The sequence below is a fragment of the Kribbella kalugense genome (genome assembly GCF_004365875.1).
Lineage (GTDB): Bacteria > Actinomycetota > Actinomycetes > Propionibacteriales > Kribbellaceae > Kribbella > Kribbella kalugense.
This window is the reverse complement of record NZ_SODF01000004.1, coordinates 86,447-111,021: the sequence shown is the minus strand read 5'-3', so window position 1 is coordinate 111,021 and position 24,575 is coordinate 86,447. Positions and strand designations below refer to the sequence as shown.

Sequence of the window (24,575 nt, the reverse complement as noted above, 5' to 3'; positions counted from 1 at the left end):
GTGCACTCCTCCCTTCAAGAACCTGGCTGACAACACAAACCGCGCGCCGGTCGCCGCAAACATGCGGGACCGGCGCGCGGTAGGAAAGCTACTTCTTGGCGTACCGCTTCTCGAAGCGGGCGACCCGGCCACCGGTGTCGAGGATCTTCTGCTTACCGGTGTAGAAGGGGTGGCACTGCGAGCACACGTCGGCGTGAATCACGCCGTTCTCCGCGGTCGAGCGCGTGCTGAACGAGGCGCCACAGGTGCAGGTCACCGTGGTCTCCACGTACGTCGGGTGGATGTCGCTCTTCAAAACAGTCTCCTAGGTTCAGGTGCCCCGGGTCGCCCGCGGGCGCGAACGTGAACCGGAACCGACCAACCAGTTTGCCACCCGAGGGCGGCAAACTGGTAATCGAGGCGTCAGTTGCCGTTGTCGGTGCTGTGGCCGGTGCTGGTCGACGGGGTGGTCTTGTTGACCTGGAGCAGGAACTCGATGTTCGACTTGCTCTCCTTGAGCTTGCCGATCAGCAGTTCGAGCGCCGCCTGGCCGTCCAGGGCGGACAGGACCCGGCGGAGCTTCCACACCACCTGCGTCTCGTCCTTCGACATCAGCAGTTCCTCGCGGCGGGTACCGGAGGCGATCACGTCGATGGCCGGGAAGATCCGGCGGTCGGCGAACTCGCGGCGGAGCCGGAGCTCCATGTTGCCGGTGCCCTTGAACTCCTCGAAGATCACCTCGTCCATCTTCGAGCCGGTTTCGATCAGCGCGGTGGCGAGGATGGTCAGCGAGCCGCCGTCCTCGATGTTCCGGGCCGCACCGAAGAACCGCTTCGGCGGGTACAGCGCGGACGAGTCCACACCACCGGACAGGATCCGGCCGCTGGCCGGCGCCGCGATGTTGTACGCACGGCCCAGCCGGGTGATCGAGTCGAGCAGTACGACGACGTCGTGGCCGAGCTCGACCAGCCGCTTGGCCCGCTCGATCGCCAACTCCGCGACCGTGGTGTGGTCGTCGGCCGGCCGGTCGAACGTCGAGGCGATGACCTCGCCCTTGACCGTCCGCTGCATGTCGGTGACCTCTTCGGGCCGCTCGTCCACCAGCACGACCATCAGGTGTACTTCGGGGTTGTTCGTGGTGATCGCGTTCGCGAGCGCCTGCAGCACCATCGTCTTACCGGCCTTCGGCGGCGAAACAATCAGGCCACGCTGACCCTTGCCGATCGGGCTGACGATGTCGACGATCCGGGTGGTCAGGATCCCCGGCTCGGTCTCCAGCCGGAGCCGCTCGGTCGCGTACAGCGGGGTGAGCTTGTTGAAGTCCTGCCGCTGCTTGGCGATCTCCGGGTCGGCACCGTTCACGGTGTCGATCCGGACCAGCGGGTTGAACTTCTCCTTGCGCTCGCCCTCCTGCGGCTGCTTCACCGCACCGGTGATCGCGTCACCCTTGCGGAGGCCGTACCGCTTCACCATCGACAGGGCGACGTACACGTCGTTCGGGCCGGGCAGGTAGCCGCTGGTCCGGACGAACGCGTAGTTGTCCAGTACGTCGAGGATGCCGGCAGCCGGGACGAGTACGTCGTCCTCGCTGATCGTCGGCTCGGCGTCGAAGCGCTCGCCACGACCGCGGTTGCGGTTGCTGTCCCGGCCACTGTCGCGGCCGTCACGGCCACCGTCACGAACACTGTCACGACCGGTGTCGCGACCGCCGTCGCGGCTGCTGGTCGGGGTGTCCCGGTTGTTACGGTCGCGGTCACGACCCCGGCGACGCCTGCGCCGGCCGTCGCCGTCCTCGCCCCGGTCGCTGTTGCGATCGTTGTTGCGGTCGTTAGTCCGGTCAGCGTTGCGGTCGCTGGCGCGGTCGCCCTGGTCCTGGCGGTTCCGCTGGTCGGCCGGGTTCTCGCGGTTGTTGCGGTCGCGGTTGCCCTGGCCGTCGCGCTGACCGTCCCGGTTGTTGTCCCGGGTCTGGGTGTTGCGGTCGCGGTTCTGGTCGCGGTTGTTGCTGTCCCGGTTCCGCTCCCGGGTCCGGAGCTGGCTGTCGCCACGGTCCTCGGTGGAGCTCTCGGCCCGCTCGGCGACGCCGTTCTGCGCGGCGGCCGGCGCCTCGACGACAGCGGTCGCCGGAGCCGTCACCTCAGGAGCAGCGCCGTTCTGCGACGCGCCGTCCTGCGGCGTTTCGTTCTGAGTGTCTTTCTGGGCCGCGGCGCGGGTCCGGCGGCTGCCGCCCTCGCGCTTGGCCGGCGCCTCTACAGCCTTGTCCGCGGTCTTGGCCGCAGTCTTGGCCACCGGCGCCTCGGCAGCTTCGTCGAGCGTCGGCTGAGTCGCCTTCGCCCGGGAACCGCCGGTCGAGCCGCCCGCGGCTCCGGCGGTGGACCCGCCGGTCTGGGCGGCCTTGATCGCCTCGATCAGCTGGCCCTTGCGCAGAGCGCCGGTGCCTTTGATGCCGAGCGTCCCGGCGAGCTGCTTGAGCTCGGGGAGCAGCATGCCTTCGAGGCCGCCGCCAGCTTTCCGGCGACGCGGCGCGGCGGTGGCCGCGGCGTCTCCGCTGGAGGCTTCAACAGTTTCTGTCACGTGAGGTCCTTCCCACACGGATCGTCGATGTCCGACACGGCTCATCGACCAGTTTCAATCGCCCACGACCGCACAACGGGCACGTGGGGTACGAGAGGCTCTCGCTCGATCTGAGTCCCCCAGGACATCTCCGACGCAGGCGGCGCAAGGTCACATCCACAGGAGGGTCGCCACACAACACAGGGTGCCGGGAGCACAGCCCGGATCGTGACGAGAGTTCACCGATCACCTGGAGGGGATCGGGTGAGTCCGAGACTAGCACCACTATGGGTCGTCCGGATGACTCGAGGGGTACAACGCGTGTCAGAGCCGAACGATTCCCGAAATCAGCCGGATTCCATCGACCAGACCTGTACGCCGACTGGATCGATCGCCAGTTCGTACTTCGTCCAGCCGTCCGGCGGGTCCGGCGTACCCCGGAAGAAAGTGCTCTGACCTGCGCTCTTGCTGTCATGACCACCCAGCACGGCGACCGTCGGACCGGCGCCGCTGACGATCGCGGCCAGCCCGCTCCCCCGCAGTTTGTGCACCAGCGCGAGGCTCTCGGGCATCGCCGGTTCGCGGTACTCCTGGTGCAACCGATCTTCGGTCGCGGTCAGCAGCAACTCGGGCCGGCCGGTCATCGCCGCAACGAGCAACGCGGCCTTGCCTGCGTTCGCCGCCGCATCGATGTGGGAAACAACGCTCGGCAGCAGTCCGCGCGCCTCCTTGGTCAGCACGCGATTGTCCGGTACATAAGCAACCGCAGCCAATCCGTCCGCCGGTTCCAACCGCAGCGCACGGCCCCGCCCTTCAATCGACTCGGCGCCTTCCATCCAAGCGATTGTGAAGCCACCGAGCGCAGCAGCCGCGACGTTGTCGGGATGCCCTTCGAGCTCGTTCGCCAGTACGACGAGGCGCTCCCGATCGATCGGTTCGTCGGCCAACGCGTACGCCGCCGCAAGCCCTCCGACGATCGCAGCAGACGACGAACCGAGCCCACGACCATGCGGAATCCGGTTCTCACACCGCAAGGTGAATCCGGGCACCGGAGCACCCAAAGCCTCGAGGCCGGCCCGGATCGCCTGCACCACCAGATGCGTCTCGTCCAGCGGTACTTCGCCTTCGCCGAATCCGCTCACCTGCACCGTGACGCCCGTCCCGCCAGGCGTCACCACCAGGTCGTCGTACAACGCGAGCGCGAGGCCGAAGGCGTCGAAGCCCGGGCCGAGGTTGGCGCTCGTCGCGGGAACGCGGACCCGGACCTGATCACATGCCTTGTGGTCTCCCATGGCCCGACCCGTCAGGCGAGGCCGGCGACGCGGGCGACGGCGTCGGTATCGGGCGGTGTGACCGGTGACTCATCGACGGTGCTGTGCTCGAGCGCGGTGTCGATGTCCTTCAAGCCGTGGCCGGTGACGGTGATGACGATGGTCGAGCCGCCGGGCAGCCAGCCCTGCGCCTTGGCGTGCAGCAGACCGGCGACCCCAGCAGCCGAGGCCGGCTCGACGAAGACGCCTTCGCGGGCGGCGAGCTCACGCTGTGCGGTCAGGATCTGCTCGTCGGTGACCATCTCGATCCGGCCGCCGGACTCGTCCCGCGCGGCCTCGGCCAGCGTCCAGGACGCCGGGTTCCCGACCCGGATCGCGGTCGCCGCGGTGTCCGGCTTCTCGACGATCGCACCGCGCACGATCGGCGCCGCGCCTTCGGCCTGGAAACCCCACATGTGCGGAGTCCGGGTCGCGAGCTTGTCCTTGGCGTACTCCTGATATCCCTTCCAGTACGCCGCGATGTTGCCCGCGTTGCCGACCGGGAGGACATGCAGATCGGGCGCATCGCCGAGCGCGTCGCACACCTCGAAGGCCGCGGTCTTCTGCCCTTCCAGGCGGACCGGGTTCACCGAGTTCACCAGGGCGACCGGGTAGTGCTTGCCGAGCTCGCGGACGATCCGCAGACAGTCGTCGAACCCGCCGTCGATCTGCACCAGCTTGGCGCCGTGCACGACCGCCTGGGCCAGTTTGCCCTTCGCGATCCGGCCGGCCGGGATCAGCACGAGCGGGGTCAGCCCGGCACGAACGGCGTACGCCGCTGCTGACGCCGAGGTGTTGCCCGTCGAGGCGCAGACGACTGCCTTGTCGCCGGCCTGGGCGGCGAGCGAGATCGCCACCGTCATGCCGCGGTCCTTGAACGAGCCGGTCGGGTTGTTGCCCTCGACCTTGAGCCAGACCTCGCAACCGGTCTGCTCGCTCAGCCACTGCGCGGCCACCAGCGGCGTACCGCCCTCGCCGAGCGTGACGACCGGGGTGTCGGCCGACACCGGCAACCGGTCACGGTATTCCTCGATCACGCCACGCCACTGGTGAACCATTGAATTACTCGCCTTCTACCCGCATCACACTGCTGACTTCCCGAACGGTGTCCATGTCGCGCAGGGACTCCACGGTCGCGGACAACGCGGCGTCGGTCGCGGTGTGGGTGACCACCACCAACTGCGCATCACTGCCACGGCCTTCCTGGCGGACGGTCTGGATCGACACGTCGTGCTCCGCGAAGGCCAAGGCAACCGCCGCCAGCACACCGGCCTTGTCGGCCACGTCCAGCGACACGTGGTAGCGGGTCATCGCGTCGCCCATCGGCCGCACGGCCCGCTGGGTGTACGACGACTCGCCGACCCCCGGCACGCCCTTGAGCCGGTTGCGCGCGGCGGAGACCAGATCCCCGAGGACGGCACTGGCCGTCGGGGCGCCGCCGGCACCACGACCATAGAACATCAGCCGTCCGGCTGCCTTGCTTTCGACGAAAACCGCGTTGTACGCGTCCCGAACACTGGCCAACGGATGCGTGACCGGAATCATCGCCGGATACACCCGGGCGCTGACCGAGTCGGTGGCCTCGTCCAGCTCGCAGATCGCCAGCGACTTCACCACACAGCCCATCTCGCGAGCCGACGCGATGTCGGTCGCGGTCACCTCGGTGATGCCCTCGCGGTGTACGTCGGCGATCGAGACCCGGGTGTGGAATGCCAGGCTGGCCAGCAGCGCGGCCTTCGCGGCCGCGTCGAAACCCTCGATGTCCGCGGTCGGGTCGGCCTCGGCGTACCCGAGGGCCTGAGCCTCCTCGAGCGCCTCGTCGAAGCCGGCGCCGGTGGTGTCCATCTTGTCGAGGATGAAGTTCGTCGTGCCGTTGACGATGCCCATCACCCGGATCACGTCGTCACCGGCGAGCGACTCGCGCAGCGGCCGCAGGATCGGGATCGCGCCGGCCACCGCGGCCTCGAAGTACAGGTCGCGCTCGTACTTCTCCGCGGCCGCGAACAGCGTCGGACCGTCCTCGGCCAGCAACGCCTTGTTCGCCGTGACGACGGAGGCGCCGTGCTCGAGCGCGGTCAGGATCAGGCTGCGGGCAGGCTCGAGGCCGCCGATCACCTCGATCACCAGATCCAGGTCGCCGCGCGAAACCAGCGCCTGCGCGTCGGTCGTGATCAGGGCCGGGTCGACGGCGATGTCGCGCTCCCGGCCGGCCCGTCGTACCGCGATGCCGGCGATCTCCAGCCGGGCGCCGACACGGGCCGCCAGATGGTCCGCCTGCTCGGTCAGGATCCGCACCACCTCGGTGCCGACCACGCCACAACCGAGCAGGCCTACCTTCAGAGGTTTGTCGTCCTTCATTCGTCAACCCCCATGTCCAGTGCCAGCAGGTCGTCCTCGGTCTCGCGGCGTACGACGACGCGCGTCCGACCGTCCTTGACCGCGATCACCGGTGGCCGCGGCACGTGGTTGTAGTTGCTCGCCATCGACCGGCAGTACGCGCCGGTGCCCGGTACGGCGATCAGGTCACCGGGCTGCACGTCGGACGGGAGGAACTCGTCCTTCACGATGATGTCGCCGGCTTCGCAGTGCTTACCGACGACGCGGGCCAGGGTCGGCTCGGTGTCGGAGTACCGGTTGGCGAGCGTGCAGGAGTAGTCGGCGTCGTACAGCGCGGCGCGGATGTTGTCGCTCATGCCGCCGTCGACGGACACGTAGGTCCGGGCGGCGCCGGCGTCCAGCTCGACCTCCTTGACCGTGCCGACCGAGTAGATCGTGCACATCGCCGGGCCGACGATCGCGCGGCCGGGCTCGATCGAGACCTTGGGTACGTCGACCTGGAACGCGCGGCACTCGTGCTCGACGATCTTGCCCATCTCGGTGGCCAGCTGCGCCGGGTCGGACGGATCGTCCTGAGTGGTGTACGCGATCCCGAATCCACCGCCGAGGTCGAGCTCGGGCATGTCCACGCCGAGCTCTTCGGAAACCGTTGCGTGCAAGGCGATCACGCGCTTCGCGGCCACCTCGAACCCGGACGAGTCGAAGATCTGCGAGCCGATATGCGAGTGCAGGCCGAGCAGCTCGAGCTCGGGCGCTTCGTTGACCCGGGCAACGGCTTCGAAGGCCGCGCCGGAGGTGATCGAGAAGCCGAACTTCTGGTCCTCGTGCGCGGTCGCGATATAGGCGTGGGTGTGCGCCTCGACGCCCGCAGTGACCCGGATCATCACCGGCGCCACGACGTTACGCTCGGCCGCGAGCTCGATCAGCCGGCTGATCTCGTACTGCGAGTCGACGACGATCCGGCCGACACCGGCGTCGAGCGCGCGGGCCAGCTCGGACTCGGACTTGTTGTTGCCGTGGAACCCCAATCGCTTCGGGTCCGCGCCGGCCCGCAGCGCGACGGCGAGCTCTCCCCCGCTGCAGATGTCGAGATTCAGGCCCTCCTCCATCACCCAGCGGACGATCGTCGTACTGAGAAAGGCCTTGCCGGCGTAGTAGACGTCGAAGTCCTTGAAGGCGTGCTTGAACGCGCGCGCCCGGATCCGGAAGTCCTCCTCGTCCAGCACGTACGCCGGGCTGCCGTGCTCGGCGACCAGCTCCCGCAGGTCGACACCGCCGACCTCGAGGGCGCCTTCGGCGTTCTTCTTCGCCGTGTGCGACCACAGCGAGGTGACCAGGTCGTTGGGGTCCCGCGGCGCGCGCAGCCACGGCGGAGCCTTGTGGCCGATGTCGGCGTGCAGCGCGCCCGCCTCGTGCGCCCTCACATCCGCTCCGGTGCGGAGACGCCGAGCAGGTCGAGCCCGTTGGCGAGCACGGTCCGGGTCGCGGAGACCAGGGTCAGGCGAGCCTTGTGCACCGGCTCCACCTCCTCGTCGCCGCGCGGCAGCACGCGGCAGCTGTCGTAGAACTTGTGGAACGCGGACGCCGTGTCCTCCAGGTACCGCGCGATCCGGTGCGGCTCGCGCAACTCGGCGGCGGTGGCGACGACCCGCGGGAACTCGGCCAGCGCACGGAGCAGGTCGCCCTCACGCTCGTGGCTGAGCAGACCCGGATCGAACTCGTCCAGCTTGATGCCGAGCTCGTCGGCGTTCCGCAGGATCGAGGCCAGCCGGGCGTGCGCGTACTGGACGTAGTACACCGGGTTCTCACTGGCCTGGCGGGTCATCTCCTCGATGTCCAGCGTCAGCGGGGAGTCGGTCGGGTAGCGGCAGAGCGTGTAGCGCAGCGCGTCGACGCCGCCCTCCTCGACCAGCTCGGCGAGCGTGACGATGGTGCCGGCCCGCTTGGACAGCTTCATCTCCTCGCCGCCCTTGAGGATCTTGACCAGCTGGCCGATCAGGACCTCGATGTTGTGCGCGGGATCGTCACCGGCGCAGGCCGCGATCGCCTTCAGCCGGTTCACGTACCCGTGGTGGTCGGCGCCGAGCATGTAGACACAGGTCTCGAAACCACGGTCGCGCTTGTTCACGTAGTACGCCGCGTCGGAGGCGAAGTACGTCGGCTCGCCGTTCGAGCGGATCAGGACCCGGTCCTTGTCATCGGTGAAGTCCGTCGTCCGCATCCAGAGCGCGTCGTCCGCCTCGTAGAGGTGGCCCTGCTCGCGGAGCTTCTGGATCGCGTGGCCGACGCCGTCCTGCTCGTGCAGGCTGCGCTCGGAGAACCAGACGTCGAACTTGGTCCGGAAGTGCTCCAGCTGGGCCTGCTGCTCCTTGAGCTGACGCTCGTACCCCGCCTCGCGGAACGCGATCGCCTGCTCGTCGTCCGGCAGCTCGGTGATGCCCGGCACCTCGGCGACGATCTGCTTGGCCAGGTCGAGGATGTACTCCCCGTGGTACCCGTCCTCGGGGATCGGCTCGTCGTGCGCCGCGGCCTTCAGGCTGGCGCCGAACTTGTCCATCTGGTTGCCGCGGTCGTTGATGTAGAACTCGCGGGTGACGCTCGCCCCGGCCGCGGTCAGCACCCGGGCCAGCGCGTCGCCGACGGCGGCCCACCGGGTGTGGCCGAGGTGCAGCGGGCCGGTCGGGTTGGCCGAGATGAACTCGACGTTGATCGTCCGGCCCTGCAGGCTGTCGGTGGTGCCGTACTTCGGGCCCGCGTCGAGGATCGACTGGGCGACCTTGCCCTGCGCGTCCGCGGCGACCCGGAGGTTGATGAAACCGGGGCCGGCGATCTCGACGGCGGTGATGGCCTCGTCGTCGCGCAGCTTGGCGGCCAGCAGCTCGGCGAACTGGCGCGGATTCAGCCCGGCGCGCTTGCCGAGCTGCATGGCGACGTTGGTCGCGTAGTCCCCGTGCTCGGGGTTCTTGGGGCGCTCGACCTTCAGCTCGCGCGGCAGCCCGCCCTCGACGGTGATGGCGCCGTCGTCGGCGAGCGCGGCCAGGGCCTGCAGGATCTTCTCAGCGAGCTGTTCCGGGGTCACCGGTTCAGCCTAATGGCCACAGCCCCAAACCCTTGACCCGCTATCCACAGCCCGGTACGCGGTCAGCTCTGCACACTCACCGTGATGTGGCTGTTGCGGACGAGTGGGGTGTTCCAGGGGGCGGGTTGGGTGTTGACGGTGATCTTCAGGTTCTTGCAGGCTCCGGCGAGGCAGTTGGCGTCGTACCGGAGGCCCCAGAGGGTGAAGAACTGGGCCAGCGTCGGGTGTTCGGAGGTGGTTTTGGCCTCGACCCAGATCACGCCGTCGGTGGTGTGGGTGTGTACGGCGGCCTGCTCGGCGCGGAGCTTGTCGATGCCGATGCCGGCCGGGACCTGGACCGGCTTGCCGTCGACCGTGACCGCGAGGTTCACGGTGTACGGCGACTGGCCGGAGAAGTCGAGCGGGAGTCGTTCGAAGCCCGCCTTGTCGATGTACGAGACCGCGTCCCGCGGCGCGGCCCAAGGCGGCGCACCCGTCCGCAACTCGGCGGCCGCGGGCGGCGCGGGACCGACCTGGCAGCCGGCGGCGACAGTGCTTGTGACGAGCAGTGTTGCCGCCGTCACGGCCGCCCGGCGCCACCTACTTGCTCTCATGCACAGCAGGTTGCCACGTGGCGCCACGGCGGCCGACGACCGGGGTCAGCCCTCCGAGGGCATCAGGATCCAGAGGACGATGTAGATCAGGAACTGCGGGCCGGGCAGGAGGCAGCTGACCACGAAGATCAGACGCATCGTGTTCGACGAGATACCGAACCGGCGAGCCAGTCCGGAGCAGACACCGCCGATCCAGCGATCACGTGACGGGCGAACCAGAGAGCTAGCCATGAGTACCGTTTCCTTTCCACAGTTGGACTTACCTCCACTATGACGTCACCACACGTGATGTCGATCCCGCCGCACCGCTGTTCCAGGGTCCGCTCAGGGGTCCCCCGGGCGCCGCTCTCGGTGACGCACCGGACGCCTGCCCCAATTCGGGAAATCCGATGACTTCCTGCTACTGTTCTGCACGTTCCTGAGCCCCCGTAGCTCAGGGGATAGAGCACCGCCCTCCGGAGGCGGGTGCGCAGGTTCGAATCCTGCCGGGGGCGCCTTTCGAAGCCGGACCTGATGGTCCGGCTTTTGTCGTTTCAGAGGCCGGCGGCTGCGCGGCAGTAGTCCCACATCTCAAGGCGGGCGGCTGCTGTTTCCCGGGTGTGGTTCAGGTAATGGGTGGGGCGGATCTTGCGGTCGTGCCAGAACTGGCCGGTCGGAGGTGGCGGCTCGGTCGCGGCCAGCCAGAGCGTCGTGTCGACGCCCTCTTCCGGCGATCTGAGCAGCGGGCGGGTGAGTTTGCTGAAGCCCGGTAGAGAGGTCATCAGGCCGGGCGTTTCCGACCAGCCGGGATGCATGGTGCCCACGAAGGTCGGGGCCAGCTGATCGGCCAGCAGTGGGGTCAGGGAGACCTGGATGCGCTTGGTTCGCGCGTACGCGGTGGCGGCCTTGTAGGGCGCGTCGCGGTACTCGGGGTCGGTCGGGAGGGGCTGGGTGTACATGCCTCCGGAGGCGATGAAGATCACTCGGCCTGTGGGGTGGAGGAGGTCCGTGAGGAGGAGGGGGCCGAGGACGTGGGTGGCGAGGGTGAGTTCGTGGCCTTGGGCGGACTCGGTGCGCTTGGGGGGCATCACGCCGGCGTTGTGGATGAGGGCGTGGACGGGTTCGGTCAGTTGGGTGGCGTAGCGGCGTACGGCGTCCAGGTCGGAGATGTCGCATTCGTCGACGACGAAGGTGCCGTTCGGGAACTCGCCGCGTAGCTCGGCCAGGGCACCTTCGGCCTTGCCCTTGTTGCGGACGACCAGATGGACAGTGGCGCCCAGGCGGGCGAGGCCGGCGGCGGTCGCTTTGCCCAGGCCGCTGCCGGCACCGGTGACGACAGCCGTCTTGCCTGCCAGGGCGTCGGCGCGCGGGTCGCCGGCGGGCCACGATCTCCTCCGGAGCCGGTAGCCGAGTTTCGTGTAACCGGGAACGACGGCGCGGTCGAGGGCAGAGTCCAGGGCGGAGATCATCCGCCGAGCTTCCCCAGAGCATTGCGCAGACCGGCCTCGGCTTCGTCGCCCAGGCGCTCGAACGGCCTGCGCAGGAAGGGTTCCGCGAGCCGAGCCAGACCCTTGAAGCGGAACTCGGCGCGATAGCTGACCTGGGTGAGCTCCCCAGTCCTGCGCAGCGTCATCGTGTCGCGGGCAACGACAGTGCGGTTCTCGCCGCGCAGGACCACGCGGTCGGGACGGGTGAGCTGCTCGGTCACATAGGTCAGCTCGGTCTCGCGCCCGGAGAACCGGGAGCTGTTCTGGTACGTCGTACCCACGCCGCCGTCGCCCGACGTCAAGGTGGTGCGGATCGTTCCGGGGTCCCACTCCTCCGTGGTGCGGAAGTCAGCCAGGTAGTCGAAGACGCGCTCGGGCGTAGCCGCAACGGATACTTCACGTTCGATGACGATCATCAGGTCCTCCTCGGCTTGCTCGGCAGCGTGGCCCAGCGTTCTGCGGCGCTGACCGGGTCGTCGGCGGCGTACTCGGCTCCGACAGCGGTTGCGAGGTCGGCGGACGCGCCTGGACCGGCCAGCGTCAGGGCCTGGCTTCGGGCGAGGGTGACGAGGTCGGGCCGGATCGAGTCGAAGCGTGCCGGGTCGGAGGCGGCGAGCACGACCAGGTCCGGCCCGAGCGCCTCGGCCGCCCGTTCGATGTCGGCCATCGGTGAGTCGGCGCCGAGGAAGACCACTCGGCAGCCCGAGCGTCGCAGTACCAGACCGAACGACAGCAGCGCGATGTCGTGCAGCTCGCCCGGCGGGCAGGCCAGCAGCACCTGCGGACCGCTGCCACCACCCCAACCGGGCGCCAGAGCGGCCAGCCGGGAACGGATCACGTTGCTGGCGAAATGTTCCTGGCCGACGGTCACCTCACCACGACTCCAGCGGTCGCCCAGCTCGTGCAGGTACGGGATCAGGACGTCGCGGATCACCGCCTCCACGCTCAACGCACCGAAAAGCTGATCCAGCACGACATGCGCGGACCGCTCGTCGAGCGCGTCAAGGGCGGCACTGAGGTTGGTGGAACCACCGGCCTGGGCCACCCGCACAGCAGCCGGATCGGGAGCCGTCATCGGGCCGGCGGGCTCGGCCAGCACAGCACGAGCCGCCTCGGCTGCTGACAGCCCTCCGGCGAGATACGTCCGCATCCGCAACACCCGGCGTACGTCGTCATCGGTGTACAGCCGGAAGCCGCCGGACGAGCGCGTCGGGGACAGCAGTCCGTAACGGGTCTCCCAGGCGCGCAGGACGTGCTCACTGACACCGGCCCGCTTGCTCAGCGCACCGATCCGCAGCCCGGCCGGCATCGAAGTCTGCATGACCACACTCTACAGACATTAGACAGACCTTTGACAGAGGCACAACGGTCTGCCTAATCTCTAGACAAACCTTAGACAGCCAGGAGACCGCCCATGACCGAGTCCGTAGCCGTGATCGGTGCCGGCGTGTCCGGCCTGACCGCGGCCTACCTGCTGGCCCGGCGGTACGACGTCACGCTCTTCGAGGCCGAGCCGCGTCTCGGTGGACACGCGCACACCCACGACGTCACGGACCCGGCCGGACGCCGGCTCGCGATCGACACCGGCTTCATCGTCCACAACACCCGCACCTATCCCCTGCTGCGGCGGCTGTTCGGTGAGCTCGGCGTGCGGACCCAGCCGACCGAGATGAGCATGAGCATCAGCGACCCGGCCTCCGGTCTGGAGTTCGCCGGCGGCCGCGGCCTGACCGGGGTCTTCGCCCAGCGCCGCCGGCTCGGCGACCCGCGTTTCCTCCGCCTGCTGACCGAGGTACGCCGTTTTCACCGCCGGGCGGCCGCGTACGTGGCACGGACCGGCGACGACGACGTCGCGACCTTCGGCGAGTTCCTCGAGGCCGAGCGGTTCAGCCCGGCCTTCGTCCGGCTGTACGCCGTACCGGTCGTGTCCTGCGTGTGGTCGTGCGGCGGCGCGTCGGCGTTGACGTATCCGGCCCGCTACCTGTTCCGGTTCCTCGACCACCACGGCATGCTCTCGATCGGCGGCTCGCCGCAGTGGATGACCGTCAGCGGCGGCTCCCGGCAGTACGTCGACGCGATCGCGCAACGCCTCGACGCGATCCGCGCGGGGCTGCCGGTCCGGGCGGTGCAACGACACCCCGACGGCGTCTCCGTGACCGTTGCTGACGGCAACAGCATGGACTTCGACCGGGTGCTGCTGGCGACCCACGCCGACCAGGCGCTGGAGCTGCTCGCGGACGCCTCGCCGGCCGAGAAGGGCGTGCTCGGGCCGTTCGAGTACGGCCGCAACGAGACCGTGCTGCATACCGACGTGTCGTTGCTCCCGACAACGAAGAACGCCCGCGCGTCCTGGAACTACGTCGTACGCCGCGGTGCACCGCTGACGACGTACTGGATGAACCGGTTGCAGGGCCTGGAGACCGAGGAGCCGTACCTGGTCACGCTGAACGGCGCCGAGACGGTCGATCCCGCGAAGGTGATCGCCCGGATGGACTACGAGCACCCGATCTACACCCCCGCGACGGTCGCCGCGCAGAGCAGGCTGGCGACGCTGAACACCGGCCGGGTCGCGTTCGCGGGGGCGTATCACGGCTGGGGCTTCCACGAGGACGGATGCCGGGCCGGCGTCGCGGCGGCCGCATCCTTCGGTGTGCACTGGTGACCGGTCAGCTCCCCGCGCTCCCGGCGATCGTGACCGGCGTCGTCCGGCACGGCCGGTCGATCCCGATCCGGCACGCCTTCCGGCAGCGGGTCTACCAGTGGCTGGTCGACCTCGACGACCTGCCCCGACTGCCGTGGTACCTGCGCCCGCTTGCTCGCTTCGACGTCCGCGACCACCTCGGTGGCCGCGGTCCGACCATCAAGGCCGAGCTGCAGCGCTATCTGTCGAGCCGCGGCATCGACTTCGACGGCCAGGTCCTGATGCTCGCCAACGCGCGCGTGTTCGGCCAGGTCTTCGACCCGATCACCGTCTTCTGGTGCCTCGGCAGCCCGTACGTCGTTGCCGAGGTGCACAACACGTACGGCGAACGTCACGCGTACCTGCTCACGCCGGACGCGAACGGCGCGGCCGAGACCGCCAAGGAGCTGTACGTCTCGCCGTTCAACGACGTGTCCGGTGACTACCGGCTCCGGTTCGCGCTGGACCGCGACCGCGTCCGCGTTCAGGTGAGCCTGTCCCGGGCCGGGCGGACGACGTTCGGCGCGAGCTTCGACGGCGTACCGCGACCGGCTACCCGCCGCGCGGTCCTGACCGCCGCCGTACGGAGGCCGCTGATGCCGCAGCGGGTGTCGGCGCTGATCCGGCTGCACGGAGTGTGGCTGTGGGCGCGCGGACTGCCGGTGGTCAGACGACCTGCACACACACCACAGGAAGGACTCAGATGCGCGTCCGGGCCCGAATCACCCGGCTGATCGTCGACCGGATCCTCGACCAGGTCGCGGTCCGCGCCGTGTACCCGGACAGTACGGTCCGTGGCGGAGGCGGCCGGGACGCGCCGGTACTGCGGATCATCCGGCCGGGCGCGATGTTCGAGCGGCTCGCGCACAACCCGAAGATCGGTCTCGGAGAGGCCTACATGGCAGGCGACTGGGCAGCCGCCGACGGGACCGATCTCGGCGAGCTGCTCACGCCGTTCGCAGCCCAGCTCACTCAGCTCCTGCCGCAGTGGCTGCTGCGCTTCCGTCGGGTCGTCGAAGAGCGCATCCCGGCCCGGCAGCGCAATACGGTCACCGGTGCGCGCGACAACGTCAGTGCGCACTACGACCTCAGCAACGCTTTGTTCGCAGCGTTCCTCGACCCTGGCATGACGTACAGCTCCGCCTTGTTCGACCCCGACGTACCGCTGTCAGGTCAAGATCTCGAAGCGGCACAGACCCGCAAGGTGGAGCGGATCCTCGACCAGGCCGACGTGGGCCCCGGTAGTCGAGTGCTCGAGATCGGAATCGGCTGGGGCACGTTGGCCATCGCTGCGGCTCGCCGCGGCGCCCACGTCACCGGCATCACCCTGTCGACCGAGCAGCTCCAGCTGGCCCGCAGGCGGATCGACGACGCAGGACTGACCGACCGCGTCGACCTGCGGTTGCAGGACTACCGCGCGGTGACCGGCTCGTACGACGCGATCGTCAGCGTCGAGATGGTCGAGGCGGTCGGCGAGGAGTACTGGCCGGACTACTTCCGCAAGTTGGACCAGCTGCTGGCGCCGGGCGGATCGATCGCGATCCAGGCGATCCTGATGGACCACGACCGGATGCGGGCCACCAGGAAGTCGTACGGCTGGATCCAGAAGTACATCTTTCCGGGTGGGCTGATCCCGTCCCGGACCGCGATCGACGAAGGGCTGGCGCAGTACACCTCGTTGACGGTCGACGACGACCACCGGTTCGGTGCGGACTACGCCGAGACGCTGCGCCGGTGGCGACGCCAGTTCGCCGCGAACTGGCAGGTCGTCCGGGCGCAGGGTTTCGACGAGACGTTCCGCCGGACCTGGGAGTACTACCTGGCCTACAGCGAAGCCGGCTTCGCCTCCGGCTACCTAGACGTCGCCCAACTGAGGGTCAGGCCTGGAAAGCCTCACGGAGGAGCGACAGAGCCTTCGCGCATTCCTGGTCGAGGGAACCGTGCCGGTCGGACTGAAGCCAGAAGACGACAGCCACGCGCATCGCGTCGGTGACGGCGTGGGTCAGGACATTCGCGCGCAGTTCCGCGTCCCGGGTTCTGGGTCTGCCGGCCAGGAGTGCCTCGACGAAGTGTTCCTGGCCGCCGCGCCACACCAGTTGGAACATGCGCGCCTGAAGCGCCGGTACTGCCTGGACCAACCGATAGGCGCGCATCGTCCGCGCCGGGTCGCCGGCGGTCAGGCCGGCGAGCATCGCGCGGGCCACGAAGTCCACATCTGTCTCGTCCGGGTGGCGTTCGGCCAGTGCCTGTCGCGTCGCGTCCCCGGCGTTCGGGCCGCCGAGGAGCACGTCCTCCTTCGCCGGGAAGTAGCGGTAGAACGTTCGCGGCGAGACGTCCGCGGCCGCCGCGATGTCCTCGACCAGAACCGCGTCGTACCCCTTCGACTCGAACAGCCGCAGCGCGGCGTCGATGATCGCATCCTCGGTTCGCCTCTTCTTGCGCTCACGCAGGCCGGTCTCGGGATCGCTGGTCACGCTGATCAGGCTAGCTCATGCCGACAGAACTGCCGAACGGCAGGATTGCCAAATGGCAGATCTGCCAATAAGGTCCTGTGCCATGAACCTCGAAGACACCATGAACCAGTACTGGCAGGCCTACAGCCGCCACGACCTCGCAACCGTTCTCGCCTACATGTCCGAGGACGTGGTCATCCAGTTCCCGACGAGCGATCAGCCGAGCCGGGGCAAGGATCACATCCGGCCGGTCTGGTCGATGCTGTTCAGTACGGTGATCCCGGACGTCCACCAAGAGGTCGCGACGACCGTGATCCAAGGCGACACGGCCGCCTGCGAGTTCGTCGAGACCGGCACACTCCACCTTCCGCAAGATGTGGCCGGCCGGCCTTACACGATGGAAATGGCCTCGTTCTTCCACTTCGACGACACCGGCTTCATCGACAGGATCCGTTCGTACTGGGACACCGGGAGCTTCGCCGAACAGATCGGGATCGACATCAGCGTCATCCGCTCCATGCAGTCACGCGCGCACACGACCGCCTGACAGCAAACTCGGAGCGGCTCAGCGTTGGAAGCGGTACGTCTTGCTGTCGAAGGCTATGCAGGCGCTCGGGGACATGATGACGACGCGGAGGGTGGCGTCGGGCTCGTAGTAGTCGATGCCTTCTACCTCGAAGTTGCCGGAGCAGGCGCTCTGTAGCGGGAGTTGGCCGAGTGAGGTGACGTGGCCGGTCACGTCACCGGCGCCTACGGGTACGGATAGATCCACCTGCAGCAGCGGTTTCGTCGTACCGAAGAGGGTGCCGTCCGGGTCGTCGGACGAGCAGAGCAGCTGGGTTGCGGTGACGAAGTCGCAGCCCTGGACGTCGCGGACCTGGTGGTCCAGCCGGATCGCGGAGGCATAGGGCAGGTTCTGGGTCGGGTCCGTCGCGGCGACTCCGGGCATCGGGAAGACCAGGAGCCGGTCCATCGTTCCCCACTCACCGTTGACCAGCCAGTGGGCGTCCGGCGACACGGCGGCGAAGCTGTTGTTGTTGGCCTCCCAGGACTCCAGGGCGTGCGTGTAGTTCGCCCAGGTGCCCGACGGCGACTGCACCCGGAACAGCTTCCCGCCACGGTCGTCACGCTGGTACGGCTCGACGTACCAGCCCTGCCCGGCGCCGGGGTCACCAACGTGGTTCCAGCCGCGGGTCAACAGGTCGGCAGGAATGGTGCCGACACCCGTGTAGCGGTACTGCGTGCTGCCGTCGCGGGTGACGGTCGCGAGTCCTTGGCTTTCGTCGAGCGGACGGGCGTTGTCCGACCCGACGACGTTCCAGCCGGTAACGGCCTGAGCCTGGATGGGTATGAGCAGGGCGGCGAGAGCCACCACGAAGATGATCCCCAGTTTGCGCATTCACTGGTTGTAGCAGGTCAGGAACCCTCTGCCACCACCGGAGAGCTGAAATTTGTTCGATCTTCCCCGGGGGTTCGACCGAAGGCCTTGTGGTACTCGCGGGTGAAATGGGCCGGGCTGGTGTAGCCGACCTGGTACGCGACATCGGCCGCGGTGGTGGCCTGGGTCCGGAGCAGGATCCTGGCCTCCTGGAGGCGGATCTGCTTCTGGAACTGGATCGGGGTCATCGAGGTCGCGGCGCGGAAGTGGCGGTGGAAGGTCGACTCGCTCATGCCCGCCAGTTCAGCCAGGTCGGCCACCCGGACCGGTTCGTTGTGGTGCCGGCGGATCCAGCGGATCGCCTTCGAGATATGGGCCAGCATGCCGTCGGCCAGACCGATCTGCCGGACCAGAGCACCCTGTTCGCCGGTCAGCAGACGCCACAGGATCTCTCGCCGGATCCCGGGCGCCAGCACCCGTACGTCGTCCGGCCGGTCGGCGATCCGCAGCAGTCGTACGACGGGATCCAGCAACTCGGGTGTCGCATCGCTCACCACCAGACCGCCGTACTGCGGTGGCAGGGCCGGCGTCTCGAGCAGGAGTGGCGCGATATCCACCGGATCGAGTCGGAGGCTGACCACGGCGAACGGCTCGTCCCGGCTCGCCTTCAGCGCCTGGCCGATCACCGGAAGATCCAGTGAGCTGACGAGAAACTGCCCGGCGCTGTACTCGTACGCGACACCGTTCAGCAAGGTCCGTTTGACGCCCGAGGCCACGACTGTGACCGCAGGCCGCATCAGGCCGGCGGTGGGCTCACTCGGCTCGTCCGCGCGGCTGATCTGCACCCCGTCGATCAAGCGCTGGGTACGCCCGCGCCGTCCCACGGCGTACCGAATGATCAGGGATTGGAGCTCGTCCAGCAGGTCCACTCCCCCAGTGGACACAGGTCGGCAGGATCGCGCAAGCCGACGCCAGCATCAGGCTCACGCTCCGGCGCCCGGCGGTGCTGTGATCGAAGTACCGACCAGAAAGGCATCAACCCCATGCAACGCAGAATCCTCGGCGCCACCGGCATTTCCGTCAGCGACGTCGCCCTCGGCGCGATGATGTTCGGCGCGATGGGCAACCCGGACCACGAGGACTCGGTCCGGATCATCCACCGCGCCCTCGACGCCGGCATCAACCTGATCGACACGGCCGACGTGTACTCCGCCGGCGAGTCCGAGGAGATCGTCGGTACGGCGATCCGCGGCCGGCGCGACGACGTCGTACTGGCGAGCAAGTTCGGCCTGCCGATGGGTGCGGATCCGAATCAGAGCGGCGCCTCCCGCCGGTGGATCATGCAGTCGGTCGAGAACAGCCTGCGCCGGCTCGGGACCGACCACCTCGATCTGTACCAGCTGCACCGGCCGGACCACGACACCGATCCCGGCGAGACGTTGTCCGCGCTGTCCGATCTCGTGCAGGCGGGGAAGGTCCGGGCGTTCGGCTCGTCGATGTTCCCGGCGGAGACGATCGTCGAGGCGCAACGGGCCGCCGAGCGCCGCGGCACGCACCGGTTCCTGACCGAACAGACCATGTACTCGATCCTGACGCGCCGGCCGGAGGCGTCCGTCTTCCCAGTGACTCAGCGGCACGGCCTCGGCGTGCTGACCTTCAGCCCACTGAACAGCGGTTGGCTGTCCGGCCGGGCGAACCTGGCGTCATCGCATCGGGCGTCGACGCGGCCGGGCCATTACGACCCCTCGACCCCGACCGGTCAGGCCAAGACCGAGGCGGTGGCAAAGCTCACCGCACTGGCTGCGGAAGCCGGGATGACTCTGCCGCACCTGGCAATCGCGTTCGTCCGCGCGCATCCGGCCGTGACGTCCGTGCTGATCGGTCCGCGTACGCAGGAGCAACTCGACAGCCTGTTGCCTGCCGCCGAGCTTGAGCTGTCCGGCGACATCCTCGACCGGATCGACGAGATCGTTGCACCAGGCACCGAACTGGACCCGGCCGACAACTACGCCGCCACGCCACCCGCGATCGCAGACGCCCGCCTCCGTCGCCGCTGACGGCTAGTCGTCAGGTACGGCGATGAAGGAGACGACCACGCGGTCCTTGCCCGGGGCGTCCTGGAGATGGGGTTCGAGTACGGCGTTGACGCCCTGCTGGATGCGGTCCAGGTCGTCGGCGTCGACGTACAGGGCGACCTGGGAGTAGCCGAGCTGGTTGACCCGGGTCTTGAAGTCGCCGCGGTCGACGGCTCGATCGAAGTCGGCGGCCAGGCCGGTGAGCATCATCAGGAAGGCCTGACGGTGCTGCTCCGGCGTCATCGCCCGCGCCTCGCGCTCGTCGATCCGGCCGACCTTGGTCTGGTCCAGGGTGAGCGTGCGTTCCGTCGTACCGCGGACCTTTCGCTCGCGGACCACGGTCAGGTAGCCGGCGTCGATCAGGGCGGCAACGTGCCGGTAGAGCGTGGTGGTGGGGACGTCCGGGAGGTCGCGTTTCAGGTCGGTTGTGGTCACTTCGCGGCCCAGCACGCGCTGGGTGATGCGCCAGCGGATCGGGTGCAACAGGACGTCCAGCACCGGGGTCGGCGACTCCGCCATCGGCTCTCCATCAGGGATCTTTCAGGGTATCCATTGATACCAATGCTGGTAATAATAGCGGCATCGGAAGCATTCCAACTCGAGGAGACGTTGACGTGTCGCTCACCCGTCGTACCGTGCTCAAAGCCGCGGCGGCCGCCGTACCGGTGGCCGCTTTACCCACTCTGCCCGCAACCGCCACCACCTCCCGTGAGCCCGCGTCGATCGGCCGGCTGGCGGACAAGATCGAGGCGGGGATGACGAAGTACGCGATCCCCGGTGTCGGGCTCGGCGTCTGGTACCGCGGCCGTGAATATGTCCGTGGCTTCGGCGTGACGAACGTGGACCAGCCGGCTCCGGTGACCGCCGACACCGTGTTCCGGATCGGCTCGACTACCAAGACCTTCACCGGTACGGCGATCATGCGGCTGGTCGAGCGTGGACTGATCAGTCTGGACCGGCCCGTGCGCGCGTACCTGCCGGACTTCCAGACGAGCGACCCGTCGGTCGCCAAGCGGGTCACCGTCCGCCAGTTGCTGAACCACTCCCCCGGTTGGCTGGGCGACTACCTCCAGGACTTCGGCGACGGCGAGGACGCATTGGCGCAGTACGTCGCCGGGCTGGCCAAGGTCCCGCAACTGACCCCGCTCGGGAAGGTGTTCGCGTACAACAACGCCGCGATCGGCGTGGCCGGCCGGATCGTCGAGGTCGTCACCGGGAAGCCGTACGAGATCGCGGCCCGCGAGCTGGTCGTCGATCCGCTCGGACTGGAGCACAGCCGGTTCTTCCGGAGCGAGCTCGGCGGGTTCAGCGTCGCCGCCTCGCACAACGTCATCGACGGCAAGGCGGTGGTCGAGCCGTCCTTCGACCGGATCCCGCGCAGCCTGGCCTCGATCGGCGGCCTGATCTCGAGCCCTCGCGACCAGCTCCGGTACGCGCGGTACCACCTTGGCCACAAGGGTTTCCCACACCTGCTCAGCGACCGGGCGCGGCTCGCGATGCGGTCCCACCCCGGCCCGGGTGGCACGCTGTTCGTCGAGCTGAACGGTGTCGGCGTCACCTGGCACCTGCGGCCGACGGCGGAGGGCCCGACCGTCGTACAGCACGGCGGCGACTGGTCCGGGCAGCACTCCGGCTTCCTGATGGTTCCGGAGCGGGACTTCGCCATCACCTTGCTGACCAACTCCGAAGGCGGTCCGGCGTTGGTGGCCGAGCTGTTCGCGGACGACTGGGCGCTGCGTGAGTTCGCCGACGTCGGCAACCTGCCCGCCGTACCGCGTCAGCTCCCGCCTCAGCAACTGGCTGCGTACGAGGGCTCCTATGTGTCCCAGCAGATCGGCCTCGACGGTACGTCGGGCGAGTTCGGGCTCGACCTGGTCGCCGAGGACGGCGAGCTGGTCGCCAGCCTGGAGGGCGAGGTCGCGCTCCGTCTGCCCTTTTACCGCAGGGATTACGTCCTCGCCCTCGACCCATCCGGCCGGCCCACCCACACCCGCGCCAACTTCGTCCGCGGCGCCGACGGCCGAGTCGAGTGGTTCCGGTACGGCGGCCGCCTGTTCCGTCACCATCCCGCCGGCAAAACCGTCCGCGCAGCAAACCTGCACCAGCGCTTGCTCTAGGCGGTCTCGATCATCCAGAGGTGGCCGTCGGGGTCGGTGAACGTCGCCATATAGGCCCAGGGTTTGCGGGTCGGCTCGGTGACCAGCTTGGCCCCGGCGGCCACCGCCTTGGTGACCACGGCGCCGACGGCCTCCTCGGTGTCGGCGTGGACGGTGAGGATGCACTCGCTGGTGCCTGGCGGGGCGGCCGGCTGGTCGCCGAGCACCCAGCCGAAGCCGCCGGTCGGAATCAGCATCATGGTGACGCCGTCCGCCAGCGCGAACTGCAGTGGTTCGGGGATGCCGTCGTCGCCCAGCTCGTCCCCTACCGGCGTCAGACCGAGCGCCTCCTGGAAGAAGGCGTACGACCGCGCGCGGTCCTCGATCGGGAGGCTGATGATCATCGGGTCACTCCAGCGGTGAATCGTCCGGCGGCAGCGCCGGACAGGTGGTCGGGTGGGAGGGTGCGATCGCTCAGTACGAGGAGGAGGTCCTGGGCCTTGCCTGTCAGGGGTACGCCGGTCCCGTAGGTCCAATCGAGGTCGGTGGCCTGGAGCTGGATGCCGGTGAGGTCCACGCCGAAGTACTTGAGCTGGCGTGGATTCAGCTTGTCGAGGATGACGTGCAGTCGCTCGGCGGGCACCTGACGATCGATGCCTAGTGCAACGGTCACGTCGAGGCCGTGGATCACGTCGTGGGACAAGGCGCCTTCATACCCGCCGCCCGGTGGCTTCCACGGGTGGTTGACGTTCTGGCGGAGACAGTCGACCAGCTCCACCGAAGACAGTGCTGACGCGTCCAGTCTGGCCTGCCGGTCGGCGTACCGGTCGAACTTGCCGCCGGACCGGATCAGACCGAGCACGAACCGCGGCGGGGAGATCCGGTACGGCATGGTGATGTGGGCAACCAACTCCCGGACCCGCCAGCCGCTACACAGCGTCTCCCGGTCCCAGTCGTCCTCCGACAGCCCGGCCAGCAGGTCCGCCAGCTCGGTCCGCTCGCCTGCCACGGCGCTTCTAATGTCCGTCATACCCCACCGACGAACGCCTCAGCCCCGGACGGACACCTCCTGCAACCTTTTCTCGAGGTACAGGCGCTCGGCGTCGGTGGTGGCCAGGGTGAGGGCTTCTTTGTACGCCGTTGTTGCCTCAGGCCAGCGGGCCAGTCGGCGGAGGAAGTCGGCTCTGGTGGCCGGGAGGAGGTGGTAGTCGGCCAGCGGGCCTTCGGCCAGCTCGTCGACGATGCGTAGGCCGACTGCGGGTCCGTCGGCCATGCCGATGGCTACGGCGCGGTTGAGACTGACAACCGCGGTCTGCGGGAGCTGGGCGTACAGTCCGGCGATCTGCGGCCAGTCCGTGTCCGCAGCGGTCGCGGCGGTCGCGTGGCAGGCGGCGATGGCGGCCTGAACCTGGTACGGGCCTGCACCGCCACTGCTGAGGGCTGAGTCGAGCAAGTCGACGCCCTCGGCGATCTGTTGGTGGTCCCAGCGGCTGCGGTCCTGGTCGTCGAGAGTGACTAGGGCACCGTCGTCAGCGACTCGCGTGTGACGGCGGGCGTCGTGCAGGAGCATCAGCGCGAGCAGTCCGGCGGCCTCCGGCTCGGCTGGCATGAGCTGGACGAGCAGTCGGGCCAGTCTGATCGCTTCACCGCTCAGATTGCTTCGGGCAACGTCGGAGTACCCCTCGTTGAAGAGGAGGTACAGCACCGCGAGTACGGCGGGGGTCCGCTGCGGCAGGAGATGCGCGGGCGGGACGCGGTACGGGATGCCGGCGTGCTGGATCTTCTGCTTGGCCCGGGTCAGCCGCTTCGACATGGTCGTCTCCGGGACCAGAAACGCCCGCGCGATCTCCGCCGTACTCAGACCGGCCAGCGTCCGCAGCGTCAGCGCCACCCGCGCCTCCATCGCCAACGCGGGATGGCAGCAGGTGAACATCAACCGCAGCCGGTCATCAGGTACGTCGTACTGCACATCGGGCTCTTGCCCGATAGCCGCCAGCTCCCTGAGCTTGGCGGCACCGACCGCCTCCCGGCGCAGCCAGTCGATCGCGCGGTTCCGTGCGGTCGTGGTCAGCCAGGCACCCGGTTTGTCCGGTACGCCGTCACTTGGCCACTTCTGCAGGGCCGCGGCGAACGCCTCCTGTGCGCACTCCTCCGCCAGCTCCCAGTCGCCGGTCAGCCGGATCAGTGTGGCGACTACCTGGCCCCACTCCTGCCGGTAGATCTCCTCAAAGGTCAACCGGGGTCTCCAGCAACGGCCGGATCTCGATGGTGCCGTACCCGGCCGCGGGGTGCTTGGCGGCGATCTCGATCGCCTCGTCCAGGTCGGCGCAGTCGATCAGCACGAAACCGCCGATCTGCTCCTTCGTCTCGGCGAACGGCCCGTCGGTGAGCATGAGCTCGTCGTCACGTACCCGGACCGTCGTGGCCTCCGTCGGCGGCCGCAGCCCGGCCCCGCCCTCGACCACACCGCGGCGTTCCATCTCCTCGGACCAGCCGCCGCACCCGTCGTTCGCGTGCGACTCGTCCCCACAGATCATCAGCAGGTACTTCACCCCGCCATCCTCCCAGGTCTAGCGTCG

The 24,575-nt window shown here is 68.6% G+C and carries 26 protein-coding genes and 1 tRNA gene; 7 read left to right on the top strand and 20 right to left on the bottom strand.

The window, feature by feature from the left end; genetic code table 11:
* Positions 1-88: 88 nt before the first annotated feature.
* From rpmE to EV650_RS37820, 9 genes are all read right to left on the bottom strand, one after another.
* On the bottom strand, positions 89-295 hold the full coding sequence (rpmE, locus tag EV650_RS37860) for a 50S ribosomal protein L31 (RefSeq protein ID WP_134124060.1): 207 nt from the start codon (positions 293-295) through the stop codon (positions 89-91).
* A 107-nt stretch (positions 296-402) separates the two neighbouring features.
* Entirely contained in the window at positions 403-2,550 is a 2,148-nt protein-coding gene (rho, locus tag EV650_RS37855; protein WP_134124059.1) for a transcription termination factor Rho, read from the bottom strand.
* A gap of 326 nt (positions 2,551-2,876) precedes the next feature.
* Complete coding sequence (thrB, locus tag EV650_RS37850) at positions 2,877-3,821, bottom strand: homoserine kinase (RefSeq protein WP_134124058.1); 945 nt, start codon at positions 3,819-3,821, stop codon at positions 2,877-2,879.
* Between the two features lie 11 nt (positions 3,822-3,832).
* A complete protein-coding gene (gene thrC / locus EV650_RS37845) occupies positions 3,833-4,897 on the bottom strand; it encodes a threonine synthase (RefSeq protein WP_134124057.1) in 1,065 nt (354 codons plus the stop codon).
* A 4-nt stretch (positions 4,898-4,901) separates the two neighbouring features.
* Entirely contained in the window at positions 4,902-6,197 is a 1,296-nt protein-coding gene (locus tag EV650_RS37840) for a homoserine dehydrogenase (RefSeq protein ID WP_134124056.1), read from the bottom strand.
* Positions 6,194-7,600 carry a diaminopimelate decarboxylase gene (gene lysA / locus EV650_RS37835; RefSeq protein WP_134124055.1) on the bottom strand — a complete coding sequence of 469 codons (1,407 nt, stop codon included), beginning with the start codon at positions 7,598-7,600 and terminating at the stop codon, positions 6,194-6,196. Before lysA ends, EV650_RS37840 begins: the two co-directional genes overlap by 4 nt.
* Positions 7,597-9,255, bottom strand: coding sequence for an arginine--tRNA ligase (gene argS, locus EV650_RS37830; RefSeq protein WP_134124054.1), 1,659 nt, complete (start codon positions 9,253-9,255; stop codon positions 7,597-7,599). Before argS ends, lysA begins: the two co-directional genes overlap by 4 nt.
* A 62-nt stretch (positions 9,256-9,317) precedes the next feature.
* Complete coding sequence (locus tag EV650_RS37825; protein WP_238174742.1) at positions 9,318-9,848, bottom strand: hypothetical protein; 531 nt, start codon at positions 9,846-9,848, stop codon at positions 9,318-9,320.
* Between the two features lie 45 nt (positions 9,849-9,893).
* On the bottom strand, positions 9,894-10,079 hold the full coding sequence (locus EV650_RS37820; protein ID WP_134124053.1) for a PspC domain-containing protein: 186 nt from the start codon (positions 10,077-10,079) through the stop codon (positions 9,894-9,896).
* A 191-nt stretch (positions 10,080-10,270) separates the two neighbouring features.
* On the opposite strand from EV650_RS37820, the gene EV650_RS37815 reads away from it, so the two are divergent.
* Positions 10,271-10,342: transfer RNA gene (locus EV650_RS37815), tRNA-Arg, on the top strand.
* A 39-nt stretch (positions 10,343-10,381) separates the two neighbouring features.
* On the opposite strand, the gene EV650_RS37810 is transcribed toward EV650_RS37815, so the two are convergent.
* From EV650_RS37810 to EV650_RS37800, 3 genes are read right to left on the bottom strand one after another with little or no spacing between them, the layout of a single operon-like run.
* Entirely contained in the window at positions 10,382-11,296 is a 915-nt protein-coding gene (locus EV650_RS37810) for an SDR family NAD(P)-dependent oxidoreductase (RefSeq protein WP_134124052.1), read from the bottom strand.
* Positions 11,293-11,730: an SRPBCC family protein gene (locus EV650_RS37805; protein WP_134124051.1), complete on the bottom strand. Its 438-nt coding sequence runs from the start codon at positions 11,728-11,730 to the stop codon at positions 11,293-11,295. The genes EV650_RS37810 and EV650_RS37805 overlap by 4 nt, the downstream gene beginning before the upstream one ends.
* Positions 11,730-12,635 carry a MerR family transcriptional regulator gene (locus EV650_RS37800; RefSeq protein ID WP_134124050.1) on the bottom strand — a complete coding sequence of 302 codons (906 nt, stop codon included), beginning with the start codon at positions 12,633-12,635 and terminating at the stop codon, positions 11,730-11,732. Before EV650_RS37800 ends, EV650_RS37805 begins: the two co-directional genes overlap by 1 nt.
* 93 nt (positions 12,636-12,728) lie before the next feature.
* Here EV650_RS37800 and EV650_RS37795 point away from each other — a divergent pair, with 93 nt between their 5' ends.
* The 3 genes from EV650_RS37795 to EV650_RS37785 are packed head-to-tail and all read left to right on the top strand — an operon-like array spanning position 12,729 to position 15,987.
* Positions 12,729-13,976, top strand: coding sequence for an NAD(P)/FAD-dependent oxidoreductase (locus EV650_RS37795; RefSeq protein ID WP_134124049.1), 1,248 nt, complete (start codon positions 12,729-12,731; stop codon positions 13,974-13,976).
* Complete coding sequence (locus EV650_RS37790) at positions 13,973-14,728, top strand: DUF1365 domain-containing protein (RefSeq protein ID WP_238174741.1); 756 nt, start codon at positions 13,973-13,975, stop codon at positions 14,726-14,728. The genes EV650_RS37795 and EV650_RS37790 overlap by 4 nt, the downstream gene beginning before the upstream one ends.
* Positions 14,698-15,987: an SAM-dependent methyltransferase gene (locus EV650_RS37785; protein WP_134124047.1), complete on the top strand. Its 1,290-nt coding sequence runs from the start codon at positions 14,698-14,700 to the stop codon at positions 15,985-15,987. The genes EV650_RS37790 and EV650_RS37785 overlap by 31 nt, the downstream gene beginning before the upstream one ends.
* Here EV650_RS37785 and EV650_RS37780 read toward each other — a convergent pair.
* On the bottom strand, positions 15,872-16,468 hold the full coding sequence (locus EV650_RS37780) for a TetR family transcriptional regulator (RefSeq protein ID WP_166678419.1): 597 nt from the start codon (positions 16,466-16,468) through the stop codon (positions 15,872-15,874). The genes EV650_RS37785 and EV650_RS37780 overlap by 116 nt on opposite strands.
* Before the next feature lie 82 nt (positions 16,469-16,550).
* Between EV650_RS37780 and EV650_RS37775 the strand changes: the two genes are divergently transcribed.
* Positions 16,551-16,994: a nuclear transport factor 2 family protein gene (locus EV650_RS37775; protein ID WP_166678418.1), complete on the top strand. Its 444-nt coding sequence runs from the start codon at positions 16,551-16,553 to the stop codon at positions 16,992-16,994.
* 18 nt (positions 16,995-17,012) lie between these two features.
* Here EV650_RS37775 and EV650_RS37770 read toward each other — a convergent pair whose 3' ends face one another.
* Together EV650_RS37770 and EV650_RS37765 are read right to left on the bottom strand one after the other, a co-directional pair.
* A complete protein-coding gene (locus EV650_RS37770; protein WP_166678417.1) occupies positions 17,013-17,846 on the bottom strand; it encodes a hypothetical protein in 834 nt (277 codons plus the stop codon).
* A gap of 17 nt (positions 17,847-17,863) precedes the next feature.
* Complete coding sequence (locus EV650_RS37765; RefSeq protein ID WP_202875298.1) at positions 17,864-18,769, bottom strand: AraC family transcriptional regulator; 906 nt, start codon at positions 18,767-18,769, stop codon at positions 17,864-17,866.
* 99 nt (positions 18,770-18,868) lie between these two features.
* On the opposite strand from EV650_RS37765, the gene EV650_RS37760 reads away from it, so the two are divergent.
* The gene (locus EV650_RS37760; RefSeq protein ID WP_134124044.1) at positions 18,869-19,882 is read left to right on the top strand and encodes an aldo/keto reductase; all 1,014 of its coding nucleotides are present in this window, start codon (positions 18,869-18,871) and stop codon (positions 19,880-19,882) included.
* Between the two features lie 3 nt (positions 19,883-19,885).
* Here EV650_RS37760 and EV650_RS37755 read toward each other — a convergent pair whose 3' ends face one another.
* Positions 19,886-20,419 (bottom strand): helix-turn-helix domain-containing protein, encoded by a 534-nt coding sequence (locus EV650_RS37755; protein ID WP_134124043.1) that lies wholly within the window; start codon positions 20,417-20,419, stop codon positions 19,886-19,888.
* A 95-nt stretch (positions 20,420-20,514) separates the two neighbouring features.
* Here EV650_RS37755 and EV650_RS37750 point away from each other — a divergent pair, with 95 nt between their 5' ends.
* A complete protein-coding gene (locus EV650_RS37750) occupies positions 20,515-22,017 on the top strand; it encodes a serine hydrolase domain-containing protein (protein WP_202875296.1) in 1,503 nt (500 codons plus the stop codon).
* On the opposite strand, the gene EV650_RS37745 is transcribed toward EV650_RS37750, so the two are convergent.
* From EV650_RS37745 to EV650_RS37730, 4 genes are read right to left on the bottom strand one after another with little or no spacing between them, the layout of a single operon-like run.
* Positions 22,014-22,400, bottom strand: a complete 387-nt coding sequence (locus EV650_RS37745) for a VOC family protein (RefSeq protein WP_134124041.1) — start codon at positions 22,398-22,400, stop codon at positions 22,014-22,016. The genes EV650_RS37750 and EV650_RS37745 overlap by 4 nt on opposite strands.
* Complete coding sequence (locus tag EV650_RS37740; protein ID WP_134124040.1) at positions 22,397-23,026, bottom strand: maleylpyruvate isomerase family mycothiol-dependent enzyme; 630 nt, start codon at positions 23,024-23,026, stop codon at positions 22,397-22,399. The genes EV650_RS37745 and EV650_RS37740 overlap by 4 nt, the downstream gene beginning before the upstream one ends.
* An 18-nt stretch (positions 23,027-23,044) precedes the next feature.
* Complete coding sequence (locus EV650_RS37735; RefSeq protein WP_134124039.1) at positions 23,045-24,232, bottom strand: RNA polymerase sigma factor; 1,188 nt, start codon at positions 24,230-24,232, stop codon at positions 23,045-23,047.
* Complete coding sequence (locus EV650_RS37730) at positions 24,222-24,548, bottom strand: YciI family protein (protein WP_134124038.1); 327 nt, start codon at positions 24,546-24,548, stop codon at positions 24,222-24,224. The genes EV650_RS37735 and EV650_RS37730 overlap by 11 nt, the downstream gene beginning before the upstream one ends.
* Positions 24,549-24,575: the final 27 nt, after the last annotated feature.

Excerpts from the sequence above, each read along its gene's own strand:
- EV650_RS37840 (WP_134124056.1), bottom strand. The coding sequence starts at position 6,197 with ATGAAGGACGACAAACCTCTGAAGGTAGGCCTGCTCGGTTGTGGCGTG.
- EV650_RS37800 (WP_134124050.1), bottom strand. The coding sequence starts at position 12,635 with ATGCAGACTTCGATGCCGGCCGGGCTGCGGATCGGTGCGCTGAGCAAG.
- thrB (WP_134124058.1), bottom strand. The coding sequence starts at position 3,821 with ATGGGAGACCACAAGGCATGTGATCAGGTCCGGGTCCGCGTTCCCGCG.
- EV650_RS37785 (WP_134124047.1), top strand. The coding sequence starts at position 14,698 with ATGCGCGTCCGGGCCCGAATCACCCGGCTGATCGTCGACCGGATCCTC.
- EV650_RS37770 (WP_166678417.1), bottom strand. The coding sequence starts at position 17,846 with ATGCGCAAACTGGGGATCATCTTCGTGGTGGCTCTCGCCGCCCTGCTC.
- EV650_RS37740 (WP_134124040.1), bottom strand. The coding sequence starts at position 23,026 with ATGACGGACATTAGAAGCGCCGTGGCAGGCGAGCGGACCGAGCTGGCG.
- thrC (WP_134124057.1), bottom strand. The coding sequence starts at position 4,897 with ATGGTTCACCAGTGGCGTGGCGTGATCGAGGAATACCGTGACCGGTTG.
- EV650_RS37745 (WP_134124041.1), bottom strand. The coding sequence starts at position 22,400 with ATGATCATCAGCCTCCCGATCGAGGACCGCGCGCGGTCGTACGCCTTC.
- EV650_RS37825 (WP_238174742.1), bottom strand. The coding sequence starts at position 9,848 with ATGAGAGCAAGTAGGTGGCGCCGGGCGGCCGTGACGGCGGCAACACTG.
- EV650_RS37810 (WP_134124052.1), bottom strand. The coding sequence starts at position 11,296 with ATGATCTCCGCCCTGGACTCTGCCCTCGACCGCGCCGTCGTTCCCGGT.
- EV650_RS37795 (WP_134124049.1), top strand. The coding sequence starts at position 12,729 with ATGACCGAGTCCGTAGCCGTGATCGGTGCCGGCGTGTCCGGCCTGACC.
- EV650_RS37760 (WP_134124044.1), top strand. The coding sequence starts at position 18,869 with ATGCAACGCAGAATCCTCGGCGCCACCGGCATTTCCGTCAGCGACGTC.
- EV650_RS37775 (WP_166678418.1), top strand. The coding sequence starts at position 16,551 with ATGAACCTCGAAGACACCATGAACCAGTACTGGCAGGCCTACAGCCGC.
- EV650_RS37755 (WP_134124043.1), bottom strand. The coding sequence starts at position 20,419 with ATGGCGGAGTCGCCGACCCCGGTGCTGGACGTCCTGTTGCACCCGATC.
- EV650_RS37820 (WP_134124053.1), bottom strand. The coding sequence starts at position 10,079 with ATGGCTAGCTCTCTGGTTCGCCCGTCACGTGATCGCTGGATCGGCGGT.
- EV650_RS37805 (WP_134124051.1), bottom strand. The coding sequence starts at position 11,730 with ATGATCGTCATCGAACGTGAAGTATCCGTTGCGGCTACGCCCGAGCGC.